Below are 25703 nucleotides of genomic sequence, written 5' to 3' on the forward strand. Positions count from 1 at the left end.
GCATGGTGAGCGGCTTCGCTATGCCCAAAATCTGGAGACAGATTGCGATGGATATTCCAGTTACTGCTGCAAAAACCGGGCGTCGTCGTTACCTGACGCTGATCATGATCTTTATTACCGTGGTCATCTGTTATGTCGACCGCGCCAACCTTGCCGTGGCATCGGCTCATATTCAGGAAGAGTTTGGCATCACCAAAGCGGAAATGGGCTACGTCTTCTCGGCGTTTGCCTGGCTGTATACGCTCTGTCAGATCCCTGGTGGCTGGTTCCTTGACCGCGTGGGTTCACGTCTGACCTACTTTATCGCTATTTTCGGCTGGTCCGTGGCGACCCTGTTCCAGGGCTTCGCGACCGGGCTGATGTCGCTGATTGGCCTGCGCGCCATCACCGGGGTGTTTGAAGCGCCGGCGTTTCCGACCAACAACCGCATGGTGACCAGCTGGTTCCCTGAACACGAACGCGCTTCCGCTGTTGGTTTTTACACCTCCGGGCAGTTTGTTGGTCTGGCGTTTCTGACGCCGCTGTTAATCTGGATCCAGGAGCTGCTGAGCTGGCACTGGGTGTTTATCGTCACCGGCGGGATCGGCATTATCTGGTCGCTCATCTGGTTTAAGGTTTATCAGCCGCCGCGCCTGACCAAAAGCATCACCAAAGCCGAACTGGACTACATCCGCGACGGCGGTGGCCTGGTGGACGGCGATGCGCCGGTGAAAAAAGAGGCGCGCCAGCCGCTGACCAGAGCGGACTGGAAGCTGGTCTTCCACCGTAAGCTGGTGGGCGTATATCTGGGCCAGTTCGCAGTGACCTCCACGCTGTGGTTCTTCCTCACCTGGTTCCCGAACTATCTGATGCAGGAGAAGGGCATTACCGCGCTGAAGGCGGGCTTTATGACCACCGTACCGTTCCTTGCGGCGTTTTTCGGCGTGCTGCTCTCGGGCTGGCTGGCGGACAAACTGGTGAAAAAAGGCTTCTCACTGGGCGTTGCGCGTAAAACGCCAATTATCTGCGGACTGCTGATCTCTACCTGCATCATGGGAGCGAACTACACCAACGATCCGGTGTGGATCATGACCCTGATGGCGGTAGCGTTCTTCGGAAACGGTTTTGCCTCCATCACCTGGTCGCTGGTGTCGTCCCTGGCGCCGATGCGTCTGATCGGCCTGACTGGTGGCGTGTTTAACTTCGTTGGCGGCCTGGGCGGGATCACCGTACCGCTGGTCATCGGTTACCTGGCGCAGGACTACGGCTTTGGTCCGGCTCTGGTGTATATCTCTGCCGTGGCGCTGATCGGGGCGCTCTCCTACATCCTGCTGGTCGGCGACGTTAAACGAGTAGGCTAATCCCTTCGGATGTTTTACCCTGATGCGATAACCGCGCATCAGGGTATTTTCATGAAACAAATCACCTTCGCTTCCCGCAACCACCAGCTCACCAACATCAACACCTGGACGCCAGACAGCCAGTGGCTTGTCTATGATGTCCGCCCGTCCGGCGCGTCGTTTACCGGTGAAACCATTGAGCGGGTCAATGTTAGTACGGGCGAGGTTGAGGCGATCTACCGTGCGACTGACGGCGCGCATGTCGGCGTGGTAACCGTTCATCCGGCGCAGGACAAATATGTTTTTATCCACGGCCCGAAAAACCCGGATGCAGACTGGCAGTATGATTTTCACCATCGTCAGGGGGTGATTGCGCACAATGGTCAGGTGAGCAATCTTGATGCGATGGATATCACCGCGCCTTACACCGCAGGCGCGCTGCGTGGCGGCAGCCACGTCCACGTTTTTAGCCCGAACGGGCAGTTCGTCAGCTTTACCTACAACGACCATGTGCTGCACGCGCGCGATCCGCAGCTGGATTTGCGTAACGTCGGGGTGGCGGCGCCTTTTGGCCCAGTAAACCCACAGGGGAACCATCCGCGGGAATATGCCGGCACCTTCTGGAGCGTACTGGTAAGCCGTACAACGCCGAACCCGAAACCGGGCAGCAATGAGGTAAACCGCGCCTATGAAGAGGGCTGGGTGGGCAACGACAGGCTGGCGTTTATCGGCGATACGGTGTCTGCGAAAGGCGAGAAAGTGCCCGAACTGTTTATTGTGGACCTCCCCAAAGACGAGCAGGGCTGGAAACGGGCGGGCGATGCGCCGTTGCAGGGAACGCCTGAAACAATGCCCGCGCCGCCTGCGGGCGTAACGCAACGTCGCTTAACCTTCACCCATCAGAAGGCGTATCCGGGGCTGGTGAACGTACCGCGCCACTGGGTGCGCAGCAATCCGCAGGGGACGCAGATTGCGTTTTTAATGCGGGACGATAACGGCGTTGTGCAGCTGTGGCTTATCTCCCCTGAGGGCGGCGAGCCGCGTCAGCTAACCCACACTGAGCGTGATATTCAGTCGGCCTTTAACTGGCATCCTTCCGGCAACGGGCTGGGATTTGTGCTTGCAGGCCGTATTGCCTGCTGCGATGCGCAGACCGGAGAGGTGACGTTTTTGACGTCCGATCACGGCAATCCGCCGTCTGCTGACGCTGTGGTGTTTTCCCCGGACGGACGATTTATTGCATGGATGGAAGAGAAGGACGGTTTCCGCCAGCTGTGGCTAACGGAAACCGCACAGAATTAGCGTGGAGGCATCTCTGCGGGCGGGATGACGGAATTGGTCGCCAGCTTTTCCTGCTCGCTTTTCTCAACGCGCGAACGCACTGAGCTGTCGGTGCGGAACATATCCCACGGCAGCAGAAGCGTATCGGCAACCGCCGTAAACGGCATATCAAGAATCGCCAGAGATTTGGTACCCCAGTTTGTCTCATCATCAGAGATCATTGCGGCACTGGCGCGCGTCCCCGGATATGTTCCTTCTTTACCGCCGGTGTGCGACATCACGCTCGAACACCCGCAAAGTAAAACAACCCCGCTGAACGACGCCAGCTTAATCAGAACATTTCTCATCATCACTCAGTCATCTTTAGTAGCACGGCATTGACCTGCAACTCAGGGTTATAGCGAGGCGCGTCCAAAATGGATAGCTCAAAACTCCCGCACTGTGGTCGTCATCGCAATTTAACCCTTTGTGCTGTGCCCCTGAGTCTATGCGACAACCAGCAAAGTGCAAAAAAATCTCACATCAACAGTCTTGAAAAGGCCGTATCCAGACCCATTTTAAGAATGTAACCCGATAACGGACACGCCTGATGGGTGTTCGGGGAAGCAGAAGCCTGTCCATGGTGGAAGGCTACATTTTCTCGCTGATTTCAGGAGCATTTATCCATGCGTAATTTCGATCTCTCTCCGCTATACCGTTCTGCCATTGGTTTCGATCGTCTGTTCAACCACTTAGAAAACAACCAGAGCCAGAGCAACGGCTATCCTCCTTACAACGTTGAACTGGTTGACGAAAACCACTATCGCATTGCGATTGCTGTTGCCGGTTTCGCAGAGAGCGAACTGGAGATCACCGCGCAGGACAATCTGCTGGTGGTGAAAGGCTCCCATACGGCCGAGCAGAAAGAACGAACCTACCTCTACCAGGGCATCGCAGAGCGCAACTTTGAGCGCAAGTTCCAGCTGGCTGAGAACATCCACGTCAAGGGCGCGAACCTGGTGAACGGCCTGCTGTTTATCGAACTGGAACGTGTGATTCCGGAAGAGAAAAAACCGCGTCGTATCGAAATCAACTAATTACGCGGGTCGCGTGAGCGGCCCACCCGAACTTGCTTGCCGTAACGGGAGCATATGCGAATCCGCAAGGGTTTGCAGGTACAACTGTGCACAAAATTAAACTGTGCCGAACTCGCTTCTCAGAAGGAGATTTAGTATGCGTAACTACGATTTATCCCCCCTGCTGCGTCAGTGGATAGGTTTTGACAAACTGGCTAACGCGCTGCAAAGCGCAACCGAACAGCAGACCTTTCCGCCGTACAACATCGAAAAAAGCGATGATAACCACTACCGCATCACGCTTGCGCTGGCCGGGTTCCGCCAGGAAGATCTCGACATCCAGCTTGAGGGTACGCGCCTGACCGTGAAAGGGTCACCGGAAAAACCAGACACCGAGACCAAATGGCTGCATCAGGGGCTTGTCACTCAGCCGTTTAGCCTGAGCTTTACCCTGGCAGACCATATGGACGTTTCTGGCGCGACGTTCACTAACGGGCTGCTGAACATTGACCTCACCCGTAACGTGCCGGAAGCCATTGCGCCTCAGCGCATCGCCATTAGCGAACGCCCGGCGTTGAACAGCTAATACACATTTTTGCCGCGAGGCAAACCTGCCGATCCTGTAGGTCGGGTAAGGCGCAGCCGCCACCCGACTCGCTCACAGATGCCATGAAGCCCTGCCCCGGCAGGGCTTTTTTGTGCGCCATCGCCCATACAACCGCCGTCAGCTCTGAGAGAATCCTTAGCATAACTATGGTTATACACAGGATGTGGATCATGAGTGATATCGCGTTAACCGTTAGCGTGTTGGCCCTTGTCGCGGTAGTGGGGCTATGGCTGGGGAATATCAAAATCCGCGGCGTCGGATTTGGCATCGGCGGAGTGCTGTTCGGCGGGATTTTTGTCGGCCATTTTGCCGACCAGCTTGGGTGGGTGCTCAGCGCCGATATGCTGCATTTCATCCAGGAGTTCGGCCTGATCCTCTTTGTGTATACCATCGGTATTCAGGTGGGGCCGGGCTTCTTCGCTTCCCTGCGCGTCTCCGGTTTACGCCTTAATCTCTTTGCCTTCGGCATCGTCGTGATGGGTGGGCTGGTTACCGCCATTCTGCATAAACTCTTCGCGATTCCGCTGCCCGTTGTGCTGGGCATCTTCTCCGGCGCCGTCACGAATACGCCCGCGCTCGGGGCGGGCCAGCAAATTCTGCGCGATCTGGGTATCCCTGCTGATGTCGTCGATCAGATGGGGATGAGCTACGCCATGGCCTATCCGTTTGGCATTTGCGGTATTTTGCTCTCGATGTGGCTGGTGCGCGTGCTGTTCCGCGTTAACGTCGAGCAGGAGGCAAAAGAGCATGAAAGCACGCTGACCAACGGCCATGCGCTCATTAAAACTATCAATATTCGCGTCGAAAACCCTAATCTGAACAATATGGCGATTCAGGATGTTCCCATTCTGAACAGCGCGACCATTATCTGTTCCCGCCTGAAACGTGATGAAACGCTGATGGTACCTTCACCGGATACCCTTATTCAGCACGGCGATCTCCTGCATCTGGTAGGGCAACCGGCGGATTTAAACAATGCCCGGCTGGTGATTGGTCAGGAGGTGGATACCTCACTCTCAACCCGTGGAACGGACATGCGCGTGGAGCGCGTGGTAGTGACCAATGAGAAGGTTTTGGGCAAGAAAATACGCGATTTGCAGGTTAAAGAGCGTTATGACGTGGTGATCTCCCGGCTTAACCGCGCCGGTGTCGAGCTGGTAGCCAGCCAGGATGCCAGCCTGCAATTCGGTGATATTCTCAACCTCGTCGGGCGTCCCTCATCCATTGATGCCGTAGCGGACATGTTAGGCAACGCCCAGCAAAAACTCCAGCAGGTGCAGATGCTGCCGGTCTTTATCGGCGTCGGGCTTGGCGTCATGCTTGGCTCCATCCCCCTGTACGTGCCCGGCTTCCCGGTAGCACTGAAGCTGGGTCTGGCAGGCGGGCCGCTCATTATGGCGCTGATCCTCGGGCGTATCGGCTCCATCGGTAAGCTCTACTGGTTTATGCCGCCGAGTGCTAACCTGGCGCTGCGGGAGTTGGGCATCGTGCTGTTTCTGGCAGTGGTGGGGCTGAAATCCGGCGGCGATTTTGTCGATACTCTGGTCAACGGCGAAGGGATGAGCTGGGTAGGATACGGCATATTTATTACCGCTATCCCACTGATAACGGTCGGATTACTGGCACGTATCTTCGCTAAAATGAACTATCTTACGCTGTGCGGCATGCTGGCCGGTTCCATGACCGATCCGCCCGCGCTGGCGTTCGCCAACAACCTGCACGCCACCAGCGGCGCGGCGGCATTGTCCTACGCCACGGTTTATCCGCTGGTGATGTTTCTGCGCATCATCACCCCGCAGCTACTGGCGGTGCTGTTCTGGGGGATGGGCTAACAAGTCTTCCGGGTGGATACGCCGTAAATGGTAGTCCACCTGGTAATCGCTGGTGTTCCGGAACATCACGGAATAATTGAGGAACTCGCCGCTGTCGCTGTAGGAAAGGGAGGTGATGCGCAGCAGCGGCGTCTGTTCCGGCACATTCATATAACCGGCCAGCTGTTTTATCTGCCAGCACCGGCGTCAGGCTCTCGTAGTTGCCGCTGATGGTGATCCCGCATTCCTTCTCGATGTAATCAAACTTAGACCCTTCGAGATGCGCCAGGGAAAGATTGCGGAACAGCTTCACCGGCATAAAGCTGTCCTCCAGCATCAGCGGTTTTCCGTCCACGTAACGCACCCGCCTTGAAAAATAGATCCGCTCATCAACCTGAATCCGCAGCTGGCTGGCGATGGCGGGCGGCGCGGGCATCACTTCAAACTGCAACACCTTGCTCTGCACTTCTTTCCCCTGCTGGCGCAGCACCTCCACCAGCCCGGTCAGATTAGTCGTTTCATGATGAACGTCTTTGCGCGCCACGAACGTCCCGCTGCCGTGTCGACGTTCAACCAGCCCCCAGCTTACCAGCAGATCCAGCGCCTTGCGGATGGTCATCCGGGCTACGCCAAACTCCTTTGCCAGCGCTTTTTCTCCGGGTAACGGACTGCCAATGTTGTAGTCCGAGGAATTCAGCCGCAGCCGTAGCCGATCGGCAATTGATTTGTAGATCACCAGTAGACCTCTCTGCGCACATCATGGCGTGGATTACGTCTTAACTTGTCTATGTTTAGTTTAAAAAGTAGACCTGATTGGTCAAATTAAAACCATGAATGCGATCACGAATCGCAGCGGCATACCATGTTGCTGCATCAGTAAGTTCTTATGCTCACCTCAGGCCAGTAAAAAACCATAAAGGCCTCTATCCCCTACAGGTTGTTTCATGAGGATTTAAAAATGCTCAGTCAAATACAACGTTTTGGCGGCGCCATGTTCACCCCGGTTTTGCTGTTTCCCTTTGCCGGGATCGTGGTTGGGATCGCCATCATGCTTCGCAATCCGCTGTTTGTCGGTGAGGCCTTAACCGCGCCGGATAATCTGTTCGCGCAAATTGTTCACATCATCGAAGAGGGCGGCTGGGCGGTGTTCCGTAATATGCCGCTGATTTTTGCTGTCGGCTTACCGATTGGCCTGGCAAAGCAGGCGCAGGGCCGCGCCTGTCTGGCGGTGCTGATTAGCTTCCTGACCTGGAACTACTTTATCAACGCGATGGGGATGACCTGGGGTCACTTCTTTGGCGTCGACTTCTCTGCTGAACCCACTGCCGGCAGCGGGCTGGCGATGATTGCCGGAATCAAAACGCTTGATACCAGCATCATCGGGGCGATTATCATTTCCGGGCTCGTCACCGCCATCCACAATCGATTTTTCGACAAGCCGTTGCCGGTCTTTCTGGGGATTTTCCAGGGCACCTCGTTTGTCGTTATCCTCGCGTTCTTCGTCATGATCCCCTGCGCCTGGCTGACGCTGCTGGGATGGCCGAAAGTGCAGATGGGCATTGAGTCGTTGCAGGCCTTTCTACGTACCGCTGGCGCGCTGGGCGTATGGGTTTATACCTTCCTGGAACGCATTCTGATCCCAACCGGATTGCACCACTTTGTCTACGGCCCGTTTATCTTCGGCCCGGCTGCGGTAGAAGGCGGCATTCAGGTCTACTGGGCACAGCACCTTCAGGAATTCAGCCAGAGCACTGTGCCGTTGAAAACGCTGTTCCCGGAGGGCGGATTCGCGCTGCACGGCAACTCTAAGGTGTTTGGCTCAGTCGGTATTGCGCTGGCTATCTGGTATACCGCGTCGCCGGAGAACCGCGTCAAAGTGGCAGGTCTGCTGATCCCGGCCACGCTTACCGCCGTGCTGGTGGGCATTACCGAACCGCTGGAGTTCACCTTCCTGTTTATCTCGCCGTTGCTGTTTGCCATCCACGCCGTGCTGGCCGCAACGATGGCGACGGTGATGTATACCTTCGGGGTGGTGGGGAACATGGGGGGCGGTCTGCTGGACCAGTTCCTGCCGCAAAACTGGATCCCGATGTTCCATAACCACGCCTCGACGGTATTCACCCAGATTGGCATCGGCCTCTGCTTCACCGCTCTCTATTTCGTGGTCTTCAGAACGCTTATCGAACGTCTGAATCTCAAAACGCCGGGCCGGGAAGAGAGCGAAATCAAACTCTACAACAAAGCCGACTATAAGGCCGCGCGCGGGCAAACCACCGCCCCGGCGGCAGCCAGCCAGCAGGTCGGGCAGGCTGCTGGGTTCTTACAGGCGCTCGGCGGCGCAGCAAACATCGAAAGTATCAATAACTGCGCCACCCGCTTGCGTATCGCCCTGGTGGATATGACGAAAACCCAAAGCGACGACGTCTTCAAAGCCCTGGGCGCACACGGTGTGGTGCGGCGCGGCAACGGCATACAGGTGATTGTCGGTCTGCACGTTCCTCAGGTGCGCGACCAGCTGGAATCGCTGATGAAAACCCCTTTAACAAACGAACAAACCACTCTGACAGAGGCTATATCATGAAAAAATTCTCAGTTGTTATTGCAGGCGGCGGCAGTACATTCACGCCTGGTATCGTCCTGATGCTGTTAGCCAACCGTGACCGTTTCCCACTGCGTGCGCTGAAGTTCTATGACAATGACGGAGCACGTCAGGAGATCATCGCCGAGGCGTGCAAAATCATCCTTAAGGAGCAGGCGCCGGAGATTGAATTTAGTTACACCACCGATCCTGAAGCGGCCTTTACCGATGTGGATTTCGTGATGGCGCATATTCGCGTGGGCAAATACCCCATGCGTGAAAAAGATGAAAAAATCCCGCTGCGCCACGGCGTGCTGGGCCAGGAAACGTGCGGGCCGGGCGGCATCTCCTACGGCATGCGCTCCATCGGCGGCGTGCTGGAGTTGGTGGATTACATGGAGCAGTACTCCCCGAACGCGTGGATGCTGAACTACTCCAACCCGGCGGCGATTGTCGCGGAAGCCACGCGCCGCCTGCGTCCGAACGCGAAAATTCTCAACATCTGCGACATGCCGATCGGCATTGAAGGACGTATGGCGCAAATCGTCGGTCTGAAAGACCGCAAAGAGATGCGCGTGCGCTACTACGGTCTGAACCACTTCGGCTGGTGGACGTCGATTGAAGATCTGAATGGCAACGATCTGATGCCGAAACTGCGCGAATACGTGGCGAAAAACGGTTATGTTCCGCCTTCGGAAGATGCGCATACTGAAGCGAGCTGGAATGATACTTTCGCCAAGGCTAAAGACGTACAGGCGCTGGATCCGGACACCATGCCGAACACCTACCTGAAGTATTACCTGTTCCCGGACTATGTGGTCGCCCATTCCAACCCGGAGCGTACCCGCGCCAATGAAGTGATGGATCACCGTGAGAAGCATGTATTCAGTTCATGCCGGGCGATTATCGAAGCCGGTCATTCTTCTGCCGGTGAACTGGAAATCGACGAACATGCGTCGTACATCGTCGATCTGGCGACCGCGATCGCCTTTAATACCCAGGAACGTATGCTGCTGATTGTGCCTAACAATGGGGCTATCCATAATTTTGACGCCGACGCGATGGTAGAAATTCCGTGTCTGGTCGGCCACAACGGACCGGAGCCGCTGACCGTGGGTGATATTCCGCACTTCCAGAAAGGGCTCATGAGCCAGCAGGTGGCGGTGGAAAAACTGGTGGTGGACGCCTGGGAGCAGCGCTCGTATCAGAAACTATGGCAGGCGATTACCCTGTCGAAAACCGTACCGAGCGCGTCGGTGGCGAAGGCGATTCTGGACGATCTGATTGAAGCCAACAAAGAGTACTGGCCGGAACTGCATTAATTTTCCTGACCGGCATCGCCAGATGCCGGTCTCCTTGTCCTGGCTGAATTACGCTATGCTGAAGCCTGCATGCAGCACGACAAGGAACCTTCATGAACATTTCCCGCCTCGGTGAAGCACCGGACTACCGCTTCTCACTGGCTAACGAACGCACATTCTTAGCGTGGATCCGCACCGCCCTGGGCTTTCTGGCCGCAGGTGTCGGTCTTGATCAGCTCGCCCCCGATTTTGCCACCCCGTTGATTCGCGAAGTGCTGGCCCTGCTGCTGTGCCTGATTGCCGGTGTGCTGGCGATTTATGGCTATCTGCGCTGGCTTAGAAATGAAAAGGCGATGCGTCTGAAGCAGGATCTCCCCTACACGCGCGGCTTGCTCATCATTAGTACGATTTTGCTGATGGTTGCGGGCGTAGTGATGTTACTGGTGTTGTATGCCGGATAGCCGCAAAGCGCGGCGGGAAGCGGACCCCGGGCTTCAGCCGGAGCGAACCTCGCTGGCCTGGCTGCGCACGCTACTGGGGTATGGCGCGCTGATCGCTCTTGCCATTAAGCACAACTGGCACCGCACGGGGGCGCCATTCTGGATCTCCATTGTTGTGCTGGCGCTGGTAGCCGTCATTTTATGGCGCTACACCCGCAGCCGTAACCTGATGGACGTGGCGCAGAACGACTTTGCGCAGCCGAAAGCGGTGCGGGATAAGTTCCTGATTGCGTTGGCTGTGCTGTCTCTGTCTTTACTCTTTGCAGTTACTCACATTCAGCAAATTATGAGCTTATAAGCCCGGTGGCGGCTACGCCTTACCGGGCCTACAACTGCCGCGAACCGTAGGCCGGGTAAGGCGTAGCCGCCACCCGGCATAATTACTTCCCTTTAGCTAAATACTTCGCCATCTCATCCTCCGGCACCATGCCGCCGCCGGTCGCCCACACCAGGTGGGTAACGTTCTCATCGGCATCGACGCGCAGCGGCCCGGCCATCCCCGCCAGCGCCGACGGCTCCAGGCGAATCCCTTCCTCCTGCGCCAGCCAGCCGAGCATGTCGTACATGCTTTGATCGGAGAGGGTATAGAACCCGTCGAGCAGGCGCTCCATCGCGCGGCCCACGAAGCCGGACGCACGCCCTACCGCCAGACCGTCCGCCGCCGTCACGTTATCAATGCCCAGATCCTGCACCGCAATCTCATCGTGCAGCCCGGTATAAACGCCCAGCAGCATACATGGTGAGTGCGTTGGCTCCGCGAAGAAGCAGTGGACGTTATCGCCAAAGGCCAGCTTCAGGCCAAACGCCACGCCGCCGGGGCCACCGCCGACGCCGCACGGCAGGTAGACGTACAGGGGATGATCGGCATCCACCACGCGGCCCTGCTCGGCAAACTGCGCCTTCAGGCGCTCGCCAGCAACCGCATAGCCCAGGAACAGCGTACGGGAGTTTTCATCGTCAATGAAGAAACAGTTCGGATCGCTTTCCGCCGCTTTGCGTCCCTGCTCCACCGCCACGCCGTAATCCTGCTCATATTCCACGACGATCACGCCGTGGCTGCGCAGTTTGGCTTTCTTCCACTCGCGGGCGTCGGCGGACATATGCACCGTCACCTTAAAGCCAATGCGGGCGCTCATAATGCCGATGGACATCCCCAGGTTGCCGGTTGAGCCCACCGCGATGCTGTACTGGCTGAAGAAGTTCTTAAAGCGCGGCTCCAGCAGAACGCTGTAGTCGTCTTCAAGGCTCAGCAACCCGGCGTCCAGCGCCAGTTTCTCCGCATGAGTCAGCACCTCATAGATGCCGCCGCGCGCTTTGATCGAGCCGGAAATCGGCAGATGGCTGTCTTTTTTCAGCAGCAGCGTGCCTGGAATGGCCTTACCGGACTCTTTCTCCAGCCGCGCCTGCATCGCCGGGATCGCGACCAGGTCGGATTCGATAATCCCGCCCGTTGCCGCCGTTTCCGGGAACGCTTTCGCCAGATACGGCGCGAAGCGTTTCAGGCGCGCGTGCGCGTCGTCCACGTCGGCTTTGGTCAGCCCGACATACGGCAATCCTTCCGCCAGCGTCGTGGTGCGCGGGTTAAGCCAGGTGGTTTCTTTCAGGGCAATCAGATCCTCAACCAGAGGAAACTGTGCGGTTAAAGTAGTGATAGTTGCGTTTTCCATAATACGTCTCTTCGCGCTCAGATAATGAAAGAAAGCAGGAATGTGCTGCCAAGTGCAAGCACCGAGGCGATAAACGTCGCCGTCGTATAGTATTTGAAGGTCTCGTTCAGGGTCGCGCCGCAGTATTGCTTCACCAGCCAGAAGAGAGAATCGGTCACGATCGTGCAGCCAATAGCGCCGGACCCGATGGCAATGGTGATGATCTCCGGGCTTACGTTCGGGTAGAGCGGCAGCATCGGCGCCACTATCGCCGTGGCACCCATCATCGCTACCGTTGCCGAACCGACGGCGGCGTGCAGCACCAGTGCCACCAGCCAGGCGAGAAGGATAGGGTGCATATGCAGGTTCGAGAGAATATGCGCCAGCGTCTCCGCCAGACCGCTAGTTTTAAGGATGGCGTTGAACGCGCCGCCCGCGCCGATAATCAGCAAAATGTTGGCGATAGAGCCAAAGCCGTGCTCCGTATGGGTCAGCATTGCGCCCATGCCCATGTGCTGGCGGATCCCCAGCAGGTAGTAGGCAAAAAACACGGCGATAAACATCGCGGTGATGGGGTTGCCGATAAACTCCAGCAGGGTATACAGCGAGCCTTCTTTTGCCATGTTCAGCTCGGCAATGGTTTTCACCAGCATCAGGGCAATCGGCAGCAGCACGGTGAACAGCGTGGCGCTCAGCGACGGCAGCGTGTGTTCTTCCCGCACCTTCAGGTCTGAAAATTCCGCCGGAACCGGCTTATAGGGCAGACGATCGCCGAGCAGCTTCAGGAACAGCGGGCCGCCAACCAGAGACGCCATCAGGCCCACCATCAGACCGTAGACAATCACCGTCCCGACGTCCGCCCCTAATTTATTGGTGACAAACAGCGCGGCCGGATGCGGAGGCACCACGCAGTGCACTGCCATTAGTGCGGTACAGAGCGGAATGGCCAGCTTGAGCAGCGACGTGTTGGTCTTTTTGGCGATGGAAAACGCCAGCGGGATCAGCAGTACCACGCCCACTTCCACAAACAGCGTAATGCCGCAGATCAGGCCGACCAGGACCATAATCACGTCCGCCGACAGCCAGCGGCAGCGCTGCAACGTAATCCCGATGCGCTCTGCCGCGCCGGAGACTTCCATCATTTTGCCGAGAATAGTGCCAAGACCGATAACCGCCGCCAGGAAGCCCAGCGTACCGCCAATCCCGCTCTCAATGGCGTTCACCATATCCAGCGGGCTCATCCCCATCATCGCGCCGACGAAAAAGCTTGCCAGCAGCAGCGCGAGGAACGGGTGAAACTTCAGTTTTACGATGGTTAAAACAATCAATACGATGCTGACAAGCAGCGTTGCCACAACCCAGACCTGAGATCCCATATCTCACCTCACCCTTATGTCATCTGGGGGTATTGGACGAAAAAACGGCGTGGGCTGACAAACGATATAAATTGGCGTTCAGATGAGCCAGATTGGATCAACTGAGTGACTGTGTTCTAAAAAGCGCACTTAACTCGTATTAGGTTCACATAAATTCATTCTTGAGCGGTATGCTGAACGCAGAAATTACGTGTGGGAATTGTGATGACCGATGCGAATGAAGGCAGAAACCGGCTTTTAAACGGCTGGCAGCTGTCGAAAATGTACACCTTTGAAGTGGCCGCCCGGCATGAGTCCTTCGCGCTGGCGGCGGCGGAGCTGTCGCTCAGCCCCAGCGCGGTGAGCCACCGCATAAACCTGCTGGAAGAGGAGCTGGGCATTCAGCTGTTTGTCCGCTCACACCGTAAAGTGGAGCTGACGCAGGAAGGCAAGCGCGTTTACTGGACGCTGAAATCGTCCCTCGACACCCTGAATCAGGAGATCCTGGATATTAAAAACCAGGCGCTGTCAGGTACGCTAACGGTGTACTCCCGGCCGTCGATCGCCCAGTGCTGGCTGGTGCCGATGCTGGGGGATTTTACCCGCCGCTACCCGTCGATTTCACTTACTATTCTGACTGGTAATGATTACGTCAACATGCAGCGAACCGGCATCGATCTGGCGCTCTATTTCGACGATACGCCGCCAAACCACCTTTCTCATCACTTTTTGATGGATGAAGAGATTTTGCCCGTCTGCTCGCCGGCGTATGCCCGGGAGCATGAACTGCTGAAAAACCCCCATAACCTCAGCCACTGCACGTTACTGCACGACCGTCAGGCCTGGAGCAATGATTCCGGTACGGATGAGTGGCTGAGCTGGGCGCAGCATTACGCGGCGAATATGCCGTTATCATCGGGTATTGGCTTCGATCGCTCTGATTTAGCCATTATCGCGGCCATGAATAATGTGGGGGTAGCGATGGGGAGAAAGCGGCTGGTGCAAAAACGTCTCGAACGAGGGGAGTTGATCGCACCCTTTGATGGGAAAACTCTCAAGTGCCATCAGCATTATTACGTCTCAACGCTTCCCGGCCGTCAGTGGCCGAAAATTGACGCCTTTATCGGCTGGCTAAGAGAGCTGGCGGGTTGAAGAATTATTACGCTTTCGCTCTACACCAAATGTGAAAAAGCGTGCTAAATACAGGTAATGCTTTTGATTTATCCAGGGTAAACCGTGTTAAAGCCTTTTATTGCCACTGCGATCTTACTCTCTTCCGGCTGGGCGATTGCCGCTGAGCCGCCGCTGACGGCTGCCCGTTACGCGCAGATGCTGGGCGTCGGAATGGATGTCGACTGGGCACGCACCGAGCGCGGTATCCGCGAGTTCGACCCGCTGGTGGTCCGTGATTTTCAGGTGAAAGGCATACACCATGTCCGTATTCGGGTGGCGGGCGAACCGACGGAAGCGCGGCTGATTCACCTGCGTAAGCTGGTGGAGGCCTGCGAGCAATACGGCGTCATCCCCATCATCGCTTATCAGGCCGATGAATATAAAAACGACCCGAAAGCGGATACCGAAAAAGAGGTGATTAACTGGTGGATTGCCGTGGCGCACTATTTTGGTCAGCGCTCGCCGTTGCTGGGCTTTGACCTGATCTACGAACCGGCGGACAAGCTCAACCACAACGTTGCTTCGCTCAACCGGGTGTATGAGAAAGCGATCAAAGACATTCACGCCATTGATGCCAGCCGCATGATTTTTATCGCCCCTCGTCTGCGCGCCGCGCCGGAGGATTTATCCAGCCTGAAGCTGCCCGCGCACAGCCAGAATTACCTGCTGGCGGAGTGGCATATTTTCCCCTGGGGCCCGCTGAAAACGAACGGTAAATACCCGTGGACGTCCGGAACTGCGGCTGAGAAAGCGGCTATCCGTAACCGAATCAACGCCGCGCTGCACTGGCAACAAAAAACCGGGCATGTGAGCTGGGTTGGCGGTTGGGGGGTGGGCGAATCGAAAAGCCTGACGCCAACCGCCTCGCAGATGGCGTTTGCCACGTTTATGGCGTGCGAGCTGCAACAGGCCAACATCCCGTATGCGATAAACGCCGATGTTCAGTTTTATGACGGGGAAGAGGGGGCGTGGCGGCCTGCCCCAGAGCGGCTATTGCAGGCGATGATTGCGCCCGTCTGTGAAAAGCCCGGCGAGAAGCCGGGCCATCATGCGGTTAAACCGGCTGTTCGTGATGCGAGACACGCGACGCCAGCGGCAGCCAGCACAGCAAAATCAGCAGCCCCATCAGGGTCATCAGCAAGCCTAAACTCGCCTGCCCGGTCTGCGGCATCATAGCCGAAAGCCAGGCCAGCGCGCCGGAACCGATGTTCTGCAAACCGCCCACCAGCGCGCCTGCCGTGCCTGCGAGGAACGGGAACGGCTCCATCGCGCCGCTGGTGGCGAGGGGAAACAGCATGCCCGCGCCGAAGAAGAACAGCGCCGCCGGGATGAGCAACGTCCAGACCGACATCACGTCAAACAGCCCCGGGATCCACATCATCAGCCCGGCCAGCAGACAGCTGATCACCGACTGCCACATCAGCGTGGAGAAACGCTTGTTCGGACGTCCGGCGAACCATGCGCCGAAGAACGCCGCTGGGATCGGCAGAATAAACAGAATACTCACCACCATGCTGCTCAGGCCAAGGCCTGCGCCCAGCAGCACGCCGGAACAGGCTTCAAACACCGCAATTCCCGCCAGGCCGCCGATTAGCATCAACAGATAACAGGTAAAGGACCCATTACCGAACAGCGTTTTGTAGCTGGCGATGAGCTTCGTGCGCGGCGCGTCTTTTGGGCGGGTTTCCGGCATCCAGCGCGCCATGCTGAAGGTGACAATAATGCACAGCACCAGCAGGAAGGCGTAACAGGCGCGCCAGGACCAGACGGTGTCCAGCAGACCCCCAATCAGCGGGGCCAGTAGCGGGCTGACCAGAATACCCATATTTAACAGACTGTTGGCGTGACGAAGCTGTGTGCCCTGGTACATATCACGCGGCAGGGTACGCGCCATAACCCCGCCAACGCCGGTGCCCACGCCCTGGAGGGCGCTGGCGGCAATCAGGACGGTCAGGCTGTGCGTGGTAATGGCAATCACCGTTGCTACCATGAAAATGCTCATGCCCACCAGAATGACCGGACGACGCCCGACGCGATCGGACAGGGGACCATAAACCAGCTGTGAAACGCCATAGGTCAGCAGATAGGCTGCCATCACGCTCTGGACTGCACCTTCGCGGACGCTCAGATCTTTTGCCATATCGGCAATCGCCGGAATGTAGATGGTTTGTGCCATCTGCCCGACGGCCACCAGTAACACCAGCATCAACAATAAGTTCACGTTCCGTTGCTTTTTCATGTCGCTGAATACTTTTGCCAAAAGAGATAAATAAAGAATAAGTGACTACGCATTCCCATAAATGCGCGAGGAATCTACCACAGAGAGATGACAATTTAAGCATTACTGTGATGAATGACAGAAGACGTGAAGGCAGGATTTGTAAACAAGATCGGCAACTAATGTTGCCAGCGAATTACGCCAGGCGCAGCAGGACCGCACCGGCAGCAATACCCAGTGCCGCCGCGATGCGCAGGCCGGCAACCTTCTCTTTTAAAAGCACAAATGCGATTAATGCGCCGAAGAGAATAGAGGTTTCACGCAGTGCCGCGACCACAGCCAGCGGTGCCTGGGTCATCGCCCAGAGTGCCAGACCGTAAGATCCCATCGTCCCGACACCGCCGAGCAGCCCTTTTTTCCAGTGCAGGCGCAGGTAGCTGGACGCTTCGCGACGCCGCGCCACCATTGCCCAGCTCAGCAGGCAGAAACCGTTCATGAAGAAGGTCCAGAGCGTATAGCCCAGCGCAGTGTCCGAGAGTCGCACACCGGTGCCGTCCACCAGGGTATACCCGGCGATAAAACAGGCGTTCAGCAGCGCCAGCCAGATCCCCTTGCGTGACTGCATGCGGCCGTTCATCGCCATGGCCAGAATCGAAAGACAAATGACCCCAATGCCGGACCAGGCAAGCCAGGAGAGATGATCCCCGAGCACCAATACGCTGATCAGCGCCACCAGCAGAGGGGCCGTCCCGCGCATAAGGGGGTAGGTCTGGCTCATGTCGGAGACCTGATAGGTCTTCGCTACCAGCACGGTGTACACCACCTGTAACGCACAGGAGACGAACAAATATGGCCAGCTTGCGGCAGTTGGCTGAGGAGAGAAGGGCAGTAAAATCAGGGCAATAAGCGCGGCTGAACCGCTGACTCCGATCGCCGAGTAGAGTTTATCCGTTCCGGCTTTAACGATGGCGTTCCAGCTGGCATGCAGCAGTGCGGCGAACAGTAAAATGCAGAAAACGGTAATGGTCATGGCGTATCGGTTGGTGAAATGTCATCCAACTGTAACATTCACCCGTCGATGCTGCCAGCCGCTTACACTGCGCAAAAAAGGCGGTGCGTCACCCGGGGTTCGTCTGACACCAGCCTGAAGCCCGCCCGATGGTAAAATCCGTACGCGGTTTCCGGCGCATGGGTATTAAGAAAATCAAACCAGATGCTGGCATCCGCCATCACCACGGTCAAAAGCTGTTTGCCTATGCCCTGCCCACGGCACTTCTCGCTGACGTAGAGATGACGAATACGTCCGGCGCGCGGCTGCTGGCTGAACGGATCGCGATTAAGGCCGCACACGCCCACCAGCCTGCCGTTAAGAAACGCCCCCAGCAGTTTTTCACCCGGCGCGTTAAAGCGGTTTTCACCCCGCTGCCAGTTCTCTTCCAGCCTGCGCAGCATATTGAAATTCAACGCGATACTCTCCGCCTTCAGGGCGATATACCCGGGTTCATCGGGCGTGACAGGCTCAATTAACAGACGCGACATAGCATTCCCTCGTTATTAAAGAGGGGCGGTTGCCCGCCCCTCTCAGGTGCGACTTGAACCTGAATCACCGAACGTATTTCAGGACAGCATCAAGCAGTTGCAATACAGCAACAATGAGTTTGAGGACAAGTATGACCATATCCACGACGCTCATACGCGTCTCCTTTTGGTTAAAAGGAGCACGATGCTGGCGTACCTTTCCGCCGCCTGTGGCCAGCACCTGGATTGACGTAACACAGTGTGCTCACTTCAGGGGTTAAGGCACTGACGGCACCACCCGTTTCAGCCAGGACTTCGTTGCGCCGGTAAACTGCGGCCCCCTCGCTCACTGCGAACACCCTCAGTATAGATAAATACTGTATGTATGAACAGTATTTTATGGACAAAATTTGGAAGGCGATCCATACTCAAAAACGTCAAAATCCGTGCCGGAATTGCGCGTTCGTCTTCGATCGCGTATACTTTTCGCGTTGACGTAACACAGTGTGTTCTGCGGCAACCAACCGCAAAACCCTGATAAAAACCTCGCTTAGGCGGGGTTTTTTGTTTTCTGACGAAGTGAAAATAGTACCCTTCGTTGACTTATTGGCAACAGGTGTTATCGTTGCCATAATGGCAATGGACGCGGCAGGCAAGCAGGATGCATTTAATCTCAATGAAGGCAATTTTGGATGCGGTAAGCCAGTTCCCGCAACACAGAGAAGAGCTTCTCTTTTTAGGACGAGTTATTGAAAAGAGCCACTGCCCGACGCCCGCTGCACTGAGAAAACTTTTCCCAACGCTGGATAACTTCAAGTATCTTGATAAGCATTATGTTATTGATATTGCAAATAACAATCTCAGAGTAGTGGCTCTCATCTTCTTTGAAAGCCAAAAGTTTTATGTGCGCCATGTTTTTACTCATAAGGAATATGACCGTTTTACGGAGAAACATCGCACTAAGGGGAAGAAATGATGATCGTCGCTGATGCAATGAAAGCTACGCACGCCCTTGTTGCGGCCGTTCCTTTACTGGGTGAACAGCCGAGCGAGAAAGATTATAAGGATGCGCTTGAGCTGGTTGAGTATCTCCTTATGAACGAGCCCAATAGCCCCTTGCTGGATATTGTGTGCGCCAGAATTAGCCGTTACGAAGCTAATCGGCCAGAGATAGTCGCATTACGCAAGGAGATGGAGTCCGTTCCCGTCGGAATTGCAGTTTTAAGAACCTTGATGGATCAATACAATCTGACGATATCGGATTTTAAGGATGAAATTGGTAGTAAATCGATGGTTTCACGGGTTCTGAATGGTCAGAGACAGCTTACCCTGAACCATATTAAAAAGCTGGCTGCCAGATTTGGGGTATCACCTGCGTTATTTATTGAGTGAGTAAAAACCCTTTATTGAGTGTCACCACCCAACAAACGAAACGTGATCCCTGACGCATTTTTGCGCAGATGAAAATATTTCCATTGTCACATCCGAAAACCTGTGTTTGTATAAATTCAATCAATGATTCCAAACACAGGTCCCCAATGACTTCATCCATCTTCACTTCGACCCTACTAAAAACTGCGCAACCTGCCGCAGTGGTCGTCGTGCGTGTGGTGGTGGTCGTCGGCAATGCGCCGTAGGGACTGGATCAACACACGAATCCAAAACCCCGCCGGCGCAAACCGGGCGGGGTTTTTCGTTTAGGACCCTCCCCGGAAGGCTGGCTCAGAAGAAAAGGACTGGAGCATGGCAAGTTCGGGCACAACATCCACCAAGACGCGTTTTACAGGCGCGCAGCTGATTGTTCATTTACTGGAACGACAGGGCATCACCACCGTTGCGGGCATCCCGGGTGGGACCGTACTGCCGCTGTATGATGCGTTAAGCCAAAGCACACAGATCCGCCACGTGCTGGCGCGCCACGAGCAGGGCGCAGGCTTTATCGCCCAGGGCATGGCGCGTACCCAGGGTAAACCGGCGGTCTGTATGGCCTGTAGCGGGCCGGGCGCCACTAACCTGGTGACCGCCATCGCCGACGCGCGCCTCGACTCCATCCCGCTGATCTGCATTACCGGCCAGGTACCGTCCTCGATGATCGGCACCGATGCGTTCCAGGAAGTCGATACCTACGGCATCTCTATCCCCATCACCAAACATAACTATTTAGTTCGCGATATCAGCGAGCTGCCTCAGGTGATCAGCGATGCGTTTCGCATTGCCCAGTCTGGCCGCCCGGGCCCGGTGTGGATAGACATTCCTAAGGATGTCCAGACCGCAGAAATTGAAATCGACGTTCTGCCGGAGCCGGGTGACCGTGCCCCCGCGCCAGAATTCAGCGCTGAGAGCGTGCGCGATGCGGCGGCGATGATCAACGCCGCCAAACGCCCGGTGCTCTATCTGGGCGGCGGGACGATCAACGCCGCGGATGAAATCCGCCAGTTCGCTGAAAAAGCTAATTTGCCCACCACCATGACCCTGATGGCGCTGGGTATGCTGCCAAAAGCGCACCCGCTCTCTCTCGGCATGCTGGGCATGCACGGCGCGCGCAGCACCAACTACATCCTGCAAGAGGCGGATTTGCTGATAGTTATGGGGGCGCGTTTTGATGACCGGGCGATTGGCAAAACCGAGCAGTTCTGCCCGAACGCCAAAATCATTCACGTGGATATCGACCGCGCCGAGTTGGGTAAAATCAAGCAGCCGCACGTGGCGATCCAGGGCGACGTGGCCGAGGTGCTGGCGCAGCTGATCCCGCAGACGGAGGCAACCGACCGCGCCGACTGGCGCCAGCTGGTGGCCGATCTGCAACGGGAGTTCCCGGGCGCTATCCCAACCGAGAGCGACCCGCTGAGCCACTATGGTCTTATCAACGCCGTTGCCGCCTGCGTGGATGACAGCGCGATTATCACCACCGACGTCGGCCAGCATCAGATGTGGACCGCCCAGGCGTATCCGCTGAACCGTCCGCGCCAGTGGCTGACCTCCGGCGGCCTTGGCACCATGGGCTTCGGCCTGCCAGCAGCGGTTGGCGCGGCGCTCGCCAACCCGGACCGCAAGGTGATCTGCTTCTCCGGTGACGGCAGCCTGATGATGAATATTCAGGAGATGGCGACGGCGGCCGAAAACCAGTTAGACGTCAAAATCATTCTGATGAACAACGAGGCGCTGGGTCTGGTACACCAGCAGCAGAGCCTGTTCTACAAGCAGGGCGTGTTTGCGGCGACCTATCCGGGGATGATCAACTTTATGCAGATTGCCGCTGGTTTTGGCCTGCACACCTGCGATCTGAACGCCGAAGAAGATGCCCACGCGGCGTTGCAGGATGCGATTTCTCGCCCTGGCCCGGCGCTGATCCACGTGCGTATCGACCCTGAACAAAAAGTGTATCCGATGGTGCCGCCGGGTGCGGCCAATACTGAGATGGTGGGGGAATAAGCCATGCAGAAACAATGTGATAACGTCATTCTGGAACTCACCGTCCGCAACCACCCAGGCGTCATGACCCACGTCTGTGGGCTCTTTGCCCGTCGGGCGTTTAACGTGGAAGGCATTCTGTGCCTGCCGATTCAGGGCAGCGAGCACAGCCGCATCTGGCTACTGGTGAACGACGACCAGCGTCTGGAGCAGATGATGGCGCAGATCGACAAGCTGGAGGACGTCACCAAAGTGGCACGCAACCAGTCCGATCCCACCATGTTTAACAAAATTGCGGTGTTTTTTGAGTAAATCACTTAAGGTAAGAGGCTTTTGCCGGATGGCGCTGCGCTTATCCGGCCTGCAAGGACGTTACACGTAGGCCGGATAAGGCGTTTGCGCCGCCATCCGGCGCGTTCACGCATCAGGATCAAACCATGACCACCATCGCCCTTATCGACGACCACCTTATCGTTCGCTCCGGCTTTGCCCAGCTTTTAAACCTCGAACCGGATTTTCAGGTCGTGGCCGAGTTTGGCTCAGGACGCGAGGCGCTGGCGGGTCTGCCGGGACGCGGGGTGCAGGTCTGTATCTGCGATATCTCAATGCCGGACCTCTCCGGGCTGGAGCTGTTAAGCCAGCTGCCGAAAGGGATGGCGACGATTATGCTCTCGGTCCACGACAGCCCGGCGCTGGTCGAGCAGGCGCTCAACGCGGGGGCGCGCGGGTTTCTCTCTAAACGCTGTAGCCCGGACGAGCTGATTGCCGCCGTGCGTACCGTCTCCACCGGCGGCTGCTACCTGACGCCGGATATTGCCATCAAGCTGGCGGCGGGACGGCAGGATCCGCTCACCAGACGCGAGCGCCAGGTGGCAGAGAAACTTGCCCAGGGCATGTCGGTGAAAGAGATTGCCGTAGAGCTGGGGCTGTCGCCAAAGACCGTTCACGTTCATCGCGCCAACCTGATGGAAAAACTCAACGTCAGTAACGATGTCGAGCTGGCGCGCCGTATGTTTGACAGCTGGCAATGAACTCCCTGTTTTCGCGGCTGATCGCCGTTGTTGCCAGCTTTTTCATCTTCTCCGCCGCGTGGTTCTGCCTGTGGAGTATCAGCCTGCATCTTGTCGAGCGCCCGGAGCTGGCGGTGCTGCTGTTCCCCTTTGGCCTGCGGCTGGGGCTGATGCTGCAATGCCCGCGCGGCTACTGGCCGGTGCTGCTGGGCGCAGAGTGGCTGATGCTGATCTGGCTGGCGCAGGAAGTGGCGTTGGCGCATCTGCCTTTATTGATGACCGGAAGCCTGCTCACGCTTATCCCGGTCGCCCTGATTTCCCGCTACCGTCACCAGCGCGACTGGCGCACGCTGCTGCGTCAGGGTGCGGCGCTGATTGCCGCCGCGCTGTTGCAGTCCCTGCCGTGGCTGGGTGAAAAGGAGGTGCTTAACGCCCTGCTGTTGACCCTCACCGGCGGCCTGACGCTGGCCCCGACCTGCCTGGTTTTCTGGCATTACCTTACCAGCACCGTCTGGCAGCCGCTCGGCCCGGCACTGGTCTCCCAGCCGGTGAACTGGCGCGCCCGGCACCTGATCTGGTATCTGCTGCTGTTTGTGGTGAGCCTGTGGTTGCAGCTTGGTCTGCCCGCTGAATTATCACGCTTCACGCCGTTTTGTCTGGCGCTGCCGATCATCGCCCTTGCCTGGCATTACGGCTGGCAGGGCGCATTGATCGCCACGCTGATGAACGCCATCGCGCTGATTGCCAGCCAGACCTGGCACGATCACCCGGTAGATCTGCTGCTCTCGCTGCTGGCCCAGAGCCTGACCGGGCTGCTGCTCGGCGCGGGCATACAGCGCCTGCGCGAGCTGAACCAGTCTCTGCAAGCCGAGCTGGCGCGCAACCGCCGTCTGGCGGAGCGTCTGCTGGAGACGGAAGAGAGCGTGCGCCAGGAGGTTGCTCGCGAGCTGCACGATGACATCGGCCAAACCATCACCGCCATCCGCACCCAGGCGGGCATTGTTCAGCGCCTGGCGGCAGAAAACGCGGGCGTGAAGCAGGGCGGGGCGCATATCGAACAGCTTTCGCTGGGCGTCTATGATTCCGTTCGTCGCCTGTTAGGGCGGCTGCGCCCGCGCCAGCTTGACGATCTCTCGCTCGAGCAGGCAATACGCTCTCTGATGCGCGAGATGGAGCTGGAGAGCCGCGGAATTGTCAGCCATCTCGACTGGCGCATCAATGAAGCTACCCTGAGCGAAGGCCAGCGCGTGACCCTTTTCCGCGTCTGCCAGGAAGGGCTGAACAACATCGTCAAACACGCCAGCGCCAGCGCGGTAACGATCCAGGGCTGGCAGCAGGACGAGCGCCTGATGCTGGTGATTGAAGACGACGGCTGCGGCCTGCCGCCGGGCTCCGGCCAGCAGGGGTTTGGCCTGGCGGGCATGCGCGAGCGCGTAAAGGCGCTGGGCGGCACGCTGACGATCTCCTGCACCCACGGGACGCGCGTCAGCGTCAGTTTGCCGTTAAGGACACACCATGTTTAAAACCCCCGCCAGCGCCGCCCCGCTAAGCAACAAAGCGGAAATCGATGCCCGCTATCGCTACTGGCGTCGCCATATCCTGATTACCATCTGGCTCGGCTACGCGCTGTTCTACTTCACCCGCAAAAGCTTCAACGCCGCCGCGCCGGAAATTCTCGCCAGCGGCGTGATGACGCGCACCGATATTGGCCTGCTGGCGACGCTGTTTTACATCACCTACGGCCTGTCGAAGTTCTTCTCCGGCATCGTCAGCGACCGCTCCAACGCGCGTTATTTTATGGGCGTCGGGCTGATCGCCACCGGGGTGGTGAACATCCTGTTTGGCTTCTCCACCTCGCTGTGGGCCTTTGCCCTGCTGTGGGCGCTGAACGCCTTTTTCCAGGGCTGGGGCGCGCCGGTCTGCGCCCGCCTGCTCACCGCCTGGTACTCACGCAACGAGCGCGGCGGCTGGTGGGCGATATGGAATACCGCGCATAACGTCGGCGGGGCGCTGATCCCGATGGTGGTCGGCGCGGCGGCGCTGCACTACGGCTGGCGCGCGGGGATGATGATTGCCGGTGGCCTCGCGATTGTCGCCGGACTGTTCCTCTGCTGGCGCCTGCGCGACAGGCCGCAAACCGTCGGCCTTCCACCGGTGGGCGACTGGCGGCACGACGAGATGGAGATCGCCCAGCAGCAGGAAGGGGCCGGGCTGTCCCGCCAGGAGATCCTCACCAAATACGTGCTGAAAAACCCGTACATCTGGCTGCTGTCGCTCTGCTACGTGCTGGTCTACGTGGTGCGCGCGGCGATCAACGACTGGGGCAATCTGTACATGTCCGAAACTCTCGGCGTGGACCTGGTGACCGCCAACTCGGCGGTGACGATGTTCGAGCTGGGCGGGTTTATCGGCGCGCTGGTGGCGGGCTGGGGCTCGGACAAGCTGTTCAACGGTAACCGCGGGCCGATGAACCTGATTTTTGCTGCCGGGATCTTACTCTCCGTCGGCTCGCTGTGGCTGATGCCGTTCGCCAGCTACGTGATGCAGGCGGCGTGCTTCTTCACCATCGGTTTTTTCGTCTTTGGCCCGCAGATGCTGATCGGCATGGCGGCGGCGGAGTGTTCCCACAAAGAGGCGGCAGGCGCGGCGACGGGCTTTGTCGGGCTGTTTGCCTACCTTGGCGCATCGCTCTCCGGCTGGCCGCTGGCGCGGGTGATCGACGTCTGGCACTGGAGCGGGTTCTTCGCGGTGATCGCCATCGCGGCGGGCATCTCCGCCCTGCTGTTGCTGCCGTTTTTGCACGCGCAGGCACCGCGCGAAGCGTGACGCGCCTCACCTTTTGCTGCCGAGACGCGCAAAACTAAGAAATTTTCCCGGTTTCACCTGGACGCTGTCTCAGGCATCTCTCCTGGCTGGTTTT

The 25703-nt window shown here is 57.5% G+C and carries 25 protein-coding genes, 2 pseudogenes and 1 other annotated feature; of the genes and pseudogenes, 19 read left to right on the plus strand and 8 right to left on the minus strand.

All coding sequences use genetic code 11. The features are described from left to right. Window positions 1–2 precede the first annotated feature (2 nt). Window positions 3–1340 carry an MFS transporter gene (locus ACWKXX_RS12320; protein ID WP_261665862.1) on the plus strand — a complete coding sequence of 446 codons (1338 nt, stop codon included), beginning with the start codon at window positions 3–5 and terminating at the stop codon, window positions 1338–1340. A 51-nt stretch (window positions 1341–1391) separates the two neighbouring features. Further along, entirely contained in the window at window positions 1392–2621 is a 1230-nt protein-coding gene (locus ACWKXX_RS12325; protein WP_023302819.1) for a DUF3748 domain-containing protein, read from the plus strand. Here ACWKXX_RS12325 and ACWKXX_RS12330 read toward each other — a convergent pair. Further along, a complete protein-coding gene (locus ACWKXX_RS12330) occupies window positions 2618–2950 on the minus strand; it encodes a YceK/YidQ family lipoprotein (RefSeq protein ID WP_017383693.1) in 333 nt (110 codons plus the stop codon). The two genes, ACWKXX_RS12325 and ACWKXX_RS12330, sit on opposite strands and share 4 nt — an antisense overlap. 247 nt (window positions 2951–3197) lie before the next feature. After that, window positions 3198–3272, plus strand: a sequence feature (ROSE (Repression Of Heat Shock gene Expression) occurs in the 5'-region of heat shock genes and acts as an RNA thermometer to modulate expression.). Here ACWKXX_RS12330 and ibpA point away from each other — a divergent pair. From ibpA to ACWKXX_RS12345, 3 genes are all read left to right on the plus strand, one after another. Next, window positions 3266–3676 carry a small heat shock chaperone IbpA gene (gene ibpA / locus ACWKXX_RS12335; RefSeq protein WP_006177605.1) on the plus strand — a complete coding sequence of 137 codons (411 nt, stop codon included), beginning with the start codon at window positions 3266–3268 and terminating at the stop codon, window positions 3674–3676. Its footprint overlaps the feature before it by 7 nt. A 136-nt stretch (window positions 3677–3812) precedes the next feature. Continuing rightward, on the plus strand, window positions 3813–4241 hold the full coding sequence (gene ibpB, locus ACWKXX_RS12340; protein ID WP_017383692.1) for a small heat shock chaperone IbpB: 429 nt from the start codon (window positions 3813–3815) through the stop codon (window positions 4239–4241). Between the two features lie 191 nt (window positions 4242–4432). Further along, window positions 4433–6094 (plus strand): putative transporter, encoded by a 1662-nt coding sequence (locus ACWKXX_RS12345; protein ID WP_045345027.1) that lies wholly within the window; start codon window positions 4433–4435, stop codon window positions 6092–6094. On the opposite strand, the pseudogene ACWKXX_RS12350 reads toward ACWKXX_RS12345, so the two are convergent. Continuing rightward, window positions 6062–6809, minus strand: a pseudogene (locus tag ACWKXX_RS12350) (GntR family transcriptional regulator). The gene ACWKXX_RS12345 and the pseudogene ACWKXX_RS12350 overlap by 33 nt on opposite strands. Before the next feature lie 222 nt (window positions 6810–7031). On the opposite strand from ACWKXX_RS12350, the gene ACWKXX_RS12355 reads away from it, so the two are divergent. The 4 genes from ACWKXX_RS12355 to ACWKXX_RS12370 all read left to right on the plus strand — a co-directional run bounded on the left by ACWKXX_RS12355 (window position 7032) and on the right by ACWKXX_RS12370 (window position 10750). Further along, window positions 7032–8654: an alpha-glucoside-specific PTS transporter subunit IIBC gene (locus tag ACWKXX_RS12355; protein WP_015570124.1), complete on the plus strand. Its 1623-nt coding sequence runs from the start codon at window positions 7032–7034 to the stop codon at window positions 8652–8654. Further along, window positions 8651–9973: a 6-phospho-alpha-glucosidase gene (locus ACWKXX_RS12360; RefSeq protein WP_015570123.1), complete on the plus strand. Its 1323-nt coding sequence runs from the start codon at window positions 8651–8653 to the stop codon at window positions 9971–9973. Before ACWKXX_RS12355 ends, ACWKXX_RS12360 begins: the two co-directional genes overlap by 4 nt. A gap of 92 nt (window positions 9974–10065) precedes the next feature. Further along, entirely contained in the window at window positions 10066–10413 is a 348-nt protein-coding gene (locus ACWKXX_RS12365; protein ID WP_003861080.1) for a YidH family protein, read from the plus strand. Continuing rightward, window positions 10403–10750 carry a DUF202 domain-containing protein gene (locus ACWKXX_RS12370; protein ID WP_017383689.1) on the plus strand — a complete coding sequence of 116 codons (348 nt, stop codon included), beginning with the start codon at window positions 10403–10405 and terminating at the stop codon, window positions 10748–10750. Before ACWKXX_RS12365 ends, ACWKXX_RS12370 begins: the two co-directional genes overlap by 11 nt. A gap of 82 nt (window positions 10751–10832) precedes the next feature. On the opposite strand, the gene dsdA is transcribed toward ACWKXX_RS12370, so the two are convergent. After that, complete coding sequence (dsdA, locus tag ACWKXX_RS12375; RefSeq protein ID WP_023295667.1) at window positions 10833–12119, minus strand: D-serine ammonia-lyase; 1287 nt, start codon at window positions 12117–12119, stop codon at window positions 10833–10835. Window positions 12120–12136: 17 nt separating this feature from the next. Next, on the minus strand, window positions 12137–13474 hold the full coding sequence (gene dsdX / locus ACWKXX_RS12380; RefSeq protein ID WP_023295668.1) for a D-serine transporter DsdX: 1338 nt from the start codon (window positions 13472–13474) through the stop codon (window positions 12137–12139). Window positions 13475–13678: 204 nt separating this feature from the next. Between dsdX and dsdC the strand changes: the two genes are divergently transcribed. After that, window positions 13679–14605: a DNA-binding transcriptional regulator DsdC gene (dsdC, locus tag ACWKXX_RS12385; RefSeq protein ID WP_023302824.1), complete on the plus strand. Its 927-nt coding sequence runs from the start codon at window positions 13679–13681 to the stop codon at window positions 14603–14605. Between the two features lie 84 nt (window positions 14606–14689). Beyond that, a pseudogene (locus ACWKXX_RS12390) lies at window positions 14690–15775 on the plus strand (cellulase family glycosylhydrolase); the annotation flags it as partial. On the opposite strand, the gene emrD reads toward ACWKXX_RS12390, so the two are convergent. The 4 genes from emrD to tisB form a co-directional block, all read right to left on the minus strand. Further along, on the minus strand, window positions 15681–16865 hold the full coding sequence (gene emrD / locus ACWKXX_RS12395; protein WP_015570118.1) for a multidrug efflux MFS transporter EmrD: 1185 nt from the start codon (window positions 16863–16865) through the stop codon (window positions 15681–15683). The pseudogene ACWKXX_RS12390 and the gene emrD overlap by 95 nt on opposite strands. A gap of 175 nt (window positions 16866–17040) precedes the next feature. Continuing rightward, a complete protein-coding gene (locus tag ACWKXX_RS12400; protein ID WP_015570117.1) occupies window positions 17041–17874 on the minus strand; it encodes a DMT family transporter in 834 nt (277 codons plus the stop codon). 62 nt (window positions 17875–17936) lie between these two features. Continuing rightward, window positions 17937–18383 (minus strand): GNAT family N-acetyltransferase, encoded by a 447-nt coding sequence (locus ACWKXX_RS12405; RefSeq protein WP_003861064.1) that lies wholly within the window; start codon window positions 18381–18383, stop codon window positions 17937–17939. A 64-nt stretch (window positions 18384–18447) separates the two neighbouring features. Then, window positions 18448–18537, minus strand: a complete 90-nt coding sequence (gene tisB / locus ACWKXX_RS12410) for a type I toxin-antitoxin system toxin TisB (RefSeq protein ID WP_017383683.1) — start codon at window positions 18535–18537, stop codon at window positions 18448–18450. 486 nt (window positions 18538–19023) lie between these two features. Between tisB and ACWKXX_RS12415 the strand changes: the two genes are divergently transcribed. The 8 genes from ACWKXX_RS12415 to uhpC all read left to right on the plus strand — a co-directional run bounded on the left by ACWKXX_RS12415 (window position 19024) and on the right by uhpC (window position 25609). Next, the gene (locus ACWKXX_RS12415; protein ID WP_023302825.1) at window positions 19024–19338 is read left to right on the plus strand and encodes a type II toxin-antitoxin system HigB family toxin; all 315 of its coding nucleotides are present in this window, start codon (window positions 19024–19026) and stop codon (window positions 19336–19338) included. Then, entirely contained in the window at window positions 19335–19754 is a 420-nt protein-coding gene (locus tag ACWKXX_RS12420) for a helix-turn-helix domain-containing protein (RefSeq protein WP_023323924.1), read from the plus strand. The genes ACWKXX_RS12415 and ACWKXX_RS12420 overlap by 4 nt, the downstream gene beginning before the upstream one ends. Window positions 19755–19900: 146 nt before the next feature. After that, entirely contained in the window at window positions 19901–19999 is a 99-nt protein-coding gene (gene ivbL, locus ACWKXX_RS12425) for an ilvB operon leader peptide IvbL (RefSeq protein WP_057979964.1), read from the plus strand. A 106-nt stretch (window positions 20000–20105) separates the two neighbouring features. Next, window positions 20106–21794, plus strand: a complete 1689-nt coding sequence (gene ilvB, locus ACWKXX_RS12430; protein ID WP_032672176.1) for an acetolactate synthase large subunit — start codon at window positions 20106–20108, stop codon at window positions 21792–21794. Window positions 21795–21797: 3 nt separating this feature from the next. After that, on the plus strand, window positions 21798–22085 hold the full coding sequence (gene ilvN / locus ACWKXX_RS12435; RefSeq protein WP_015570113.1) for an acetolactate synthase small subunit: 288 nt from the start codon (window positions 21798–21800) through the stop codon (window positions 22083–22085). Window positions 22086–22210: 125 nt separating this feature from the next. Beyond that, on the plus strand, window positions 22211–22804 hold the full coding sequence (uhpA, locus tag ACWKXX_RS12440) for a transcriptional regulator UhpA (protein WP_003861054.1): 594 nt from the start codon (window positions 22211–22213) through the stop codon (window positions 22802–22804). Next, on the plus strand, window positions 22801–24306 hold the full coding sequence (uhpB, locus tag ACWKXX_RS12445; protein WP_047056921.1) for a signal transduction histidine-protein kinase/phosphatase UhpB: 1506 nt from the start codon (window positions 22801–22803) through the stop codon (window positions 24304–24306). Before uhpA ends, uhpB begins: the two co-directional genes overlap by 4 nt. Further along, on the plus strand, window positions 24299–25609 hold the full coding sequence (gene uhpC, locus ACWKXX_RS12450; protein ID WP_017383677.1) for an MFS transporter: 1311 nt from the start codon (window positions 24299–24301) through the stop codon (window positions 25607–25609). The genes uhpB and uhpC overlap by 8 nt, the downstream gene beginning before the upstream one ends. Window positions 25610–25703: the final 94 nt, after the last annotated feature.

The sequence above is a fragment of the Enterobacter sp. UPMP2061 genome (genome assembly GCF_053709615.1).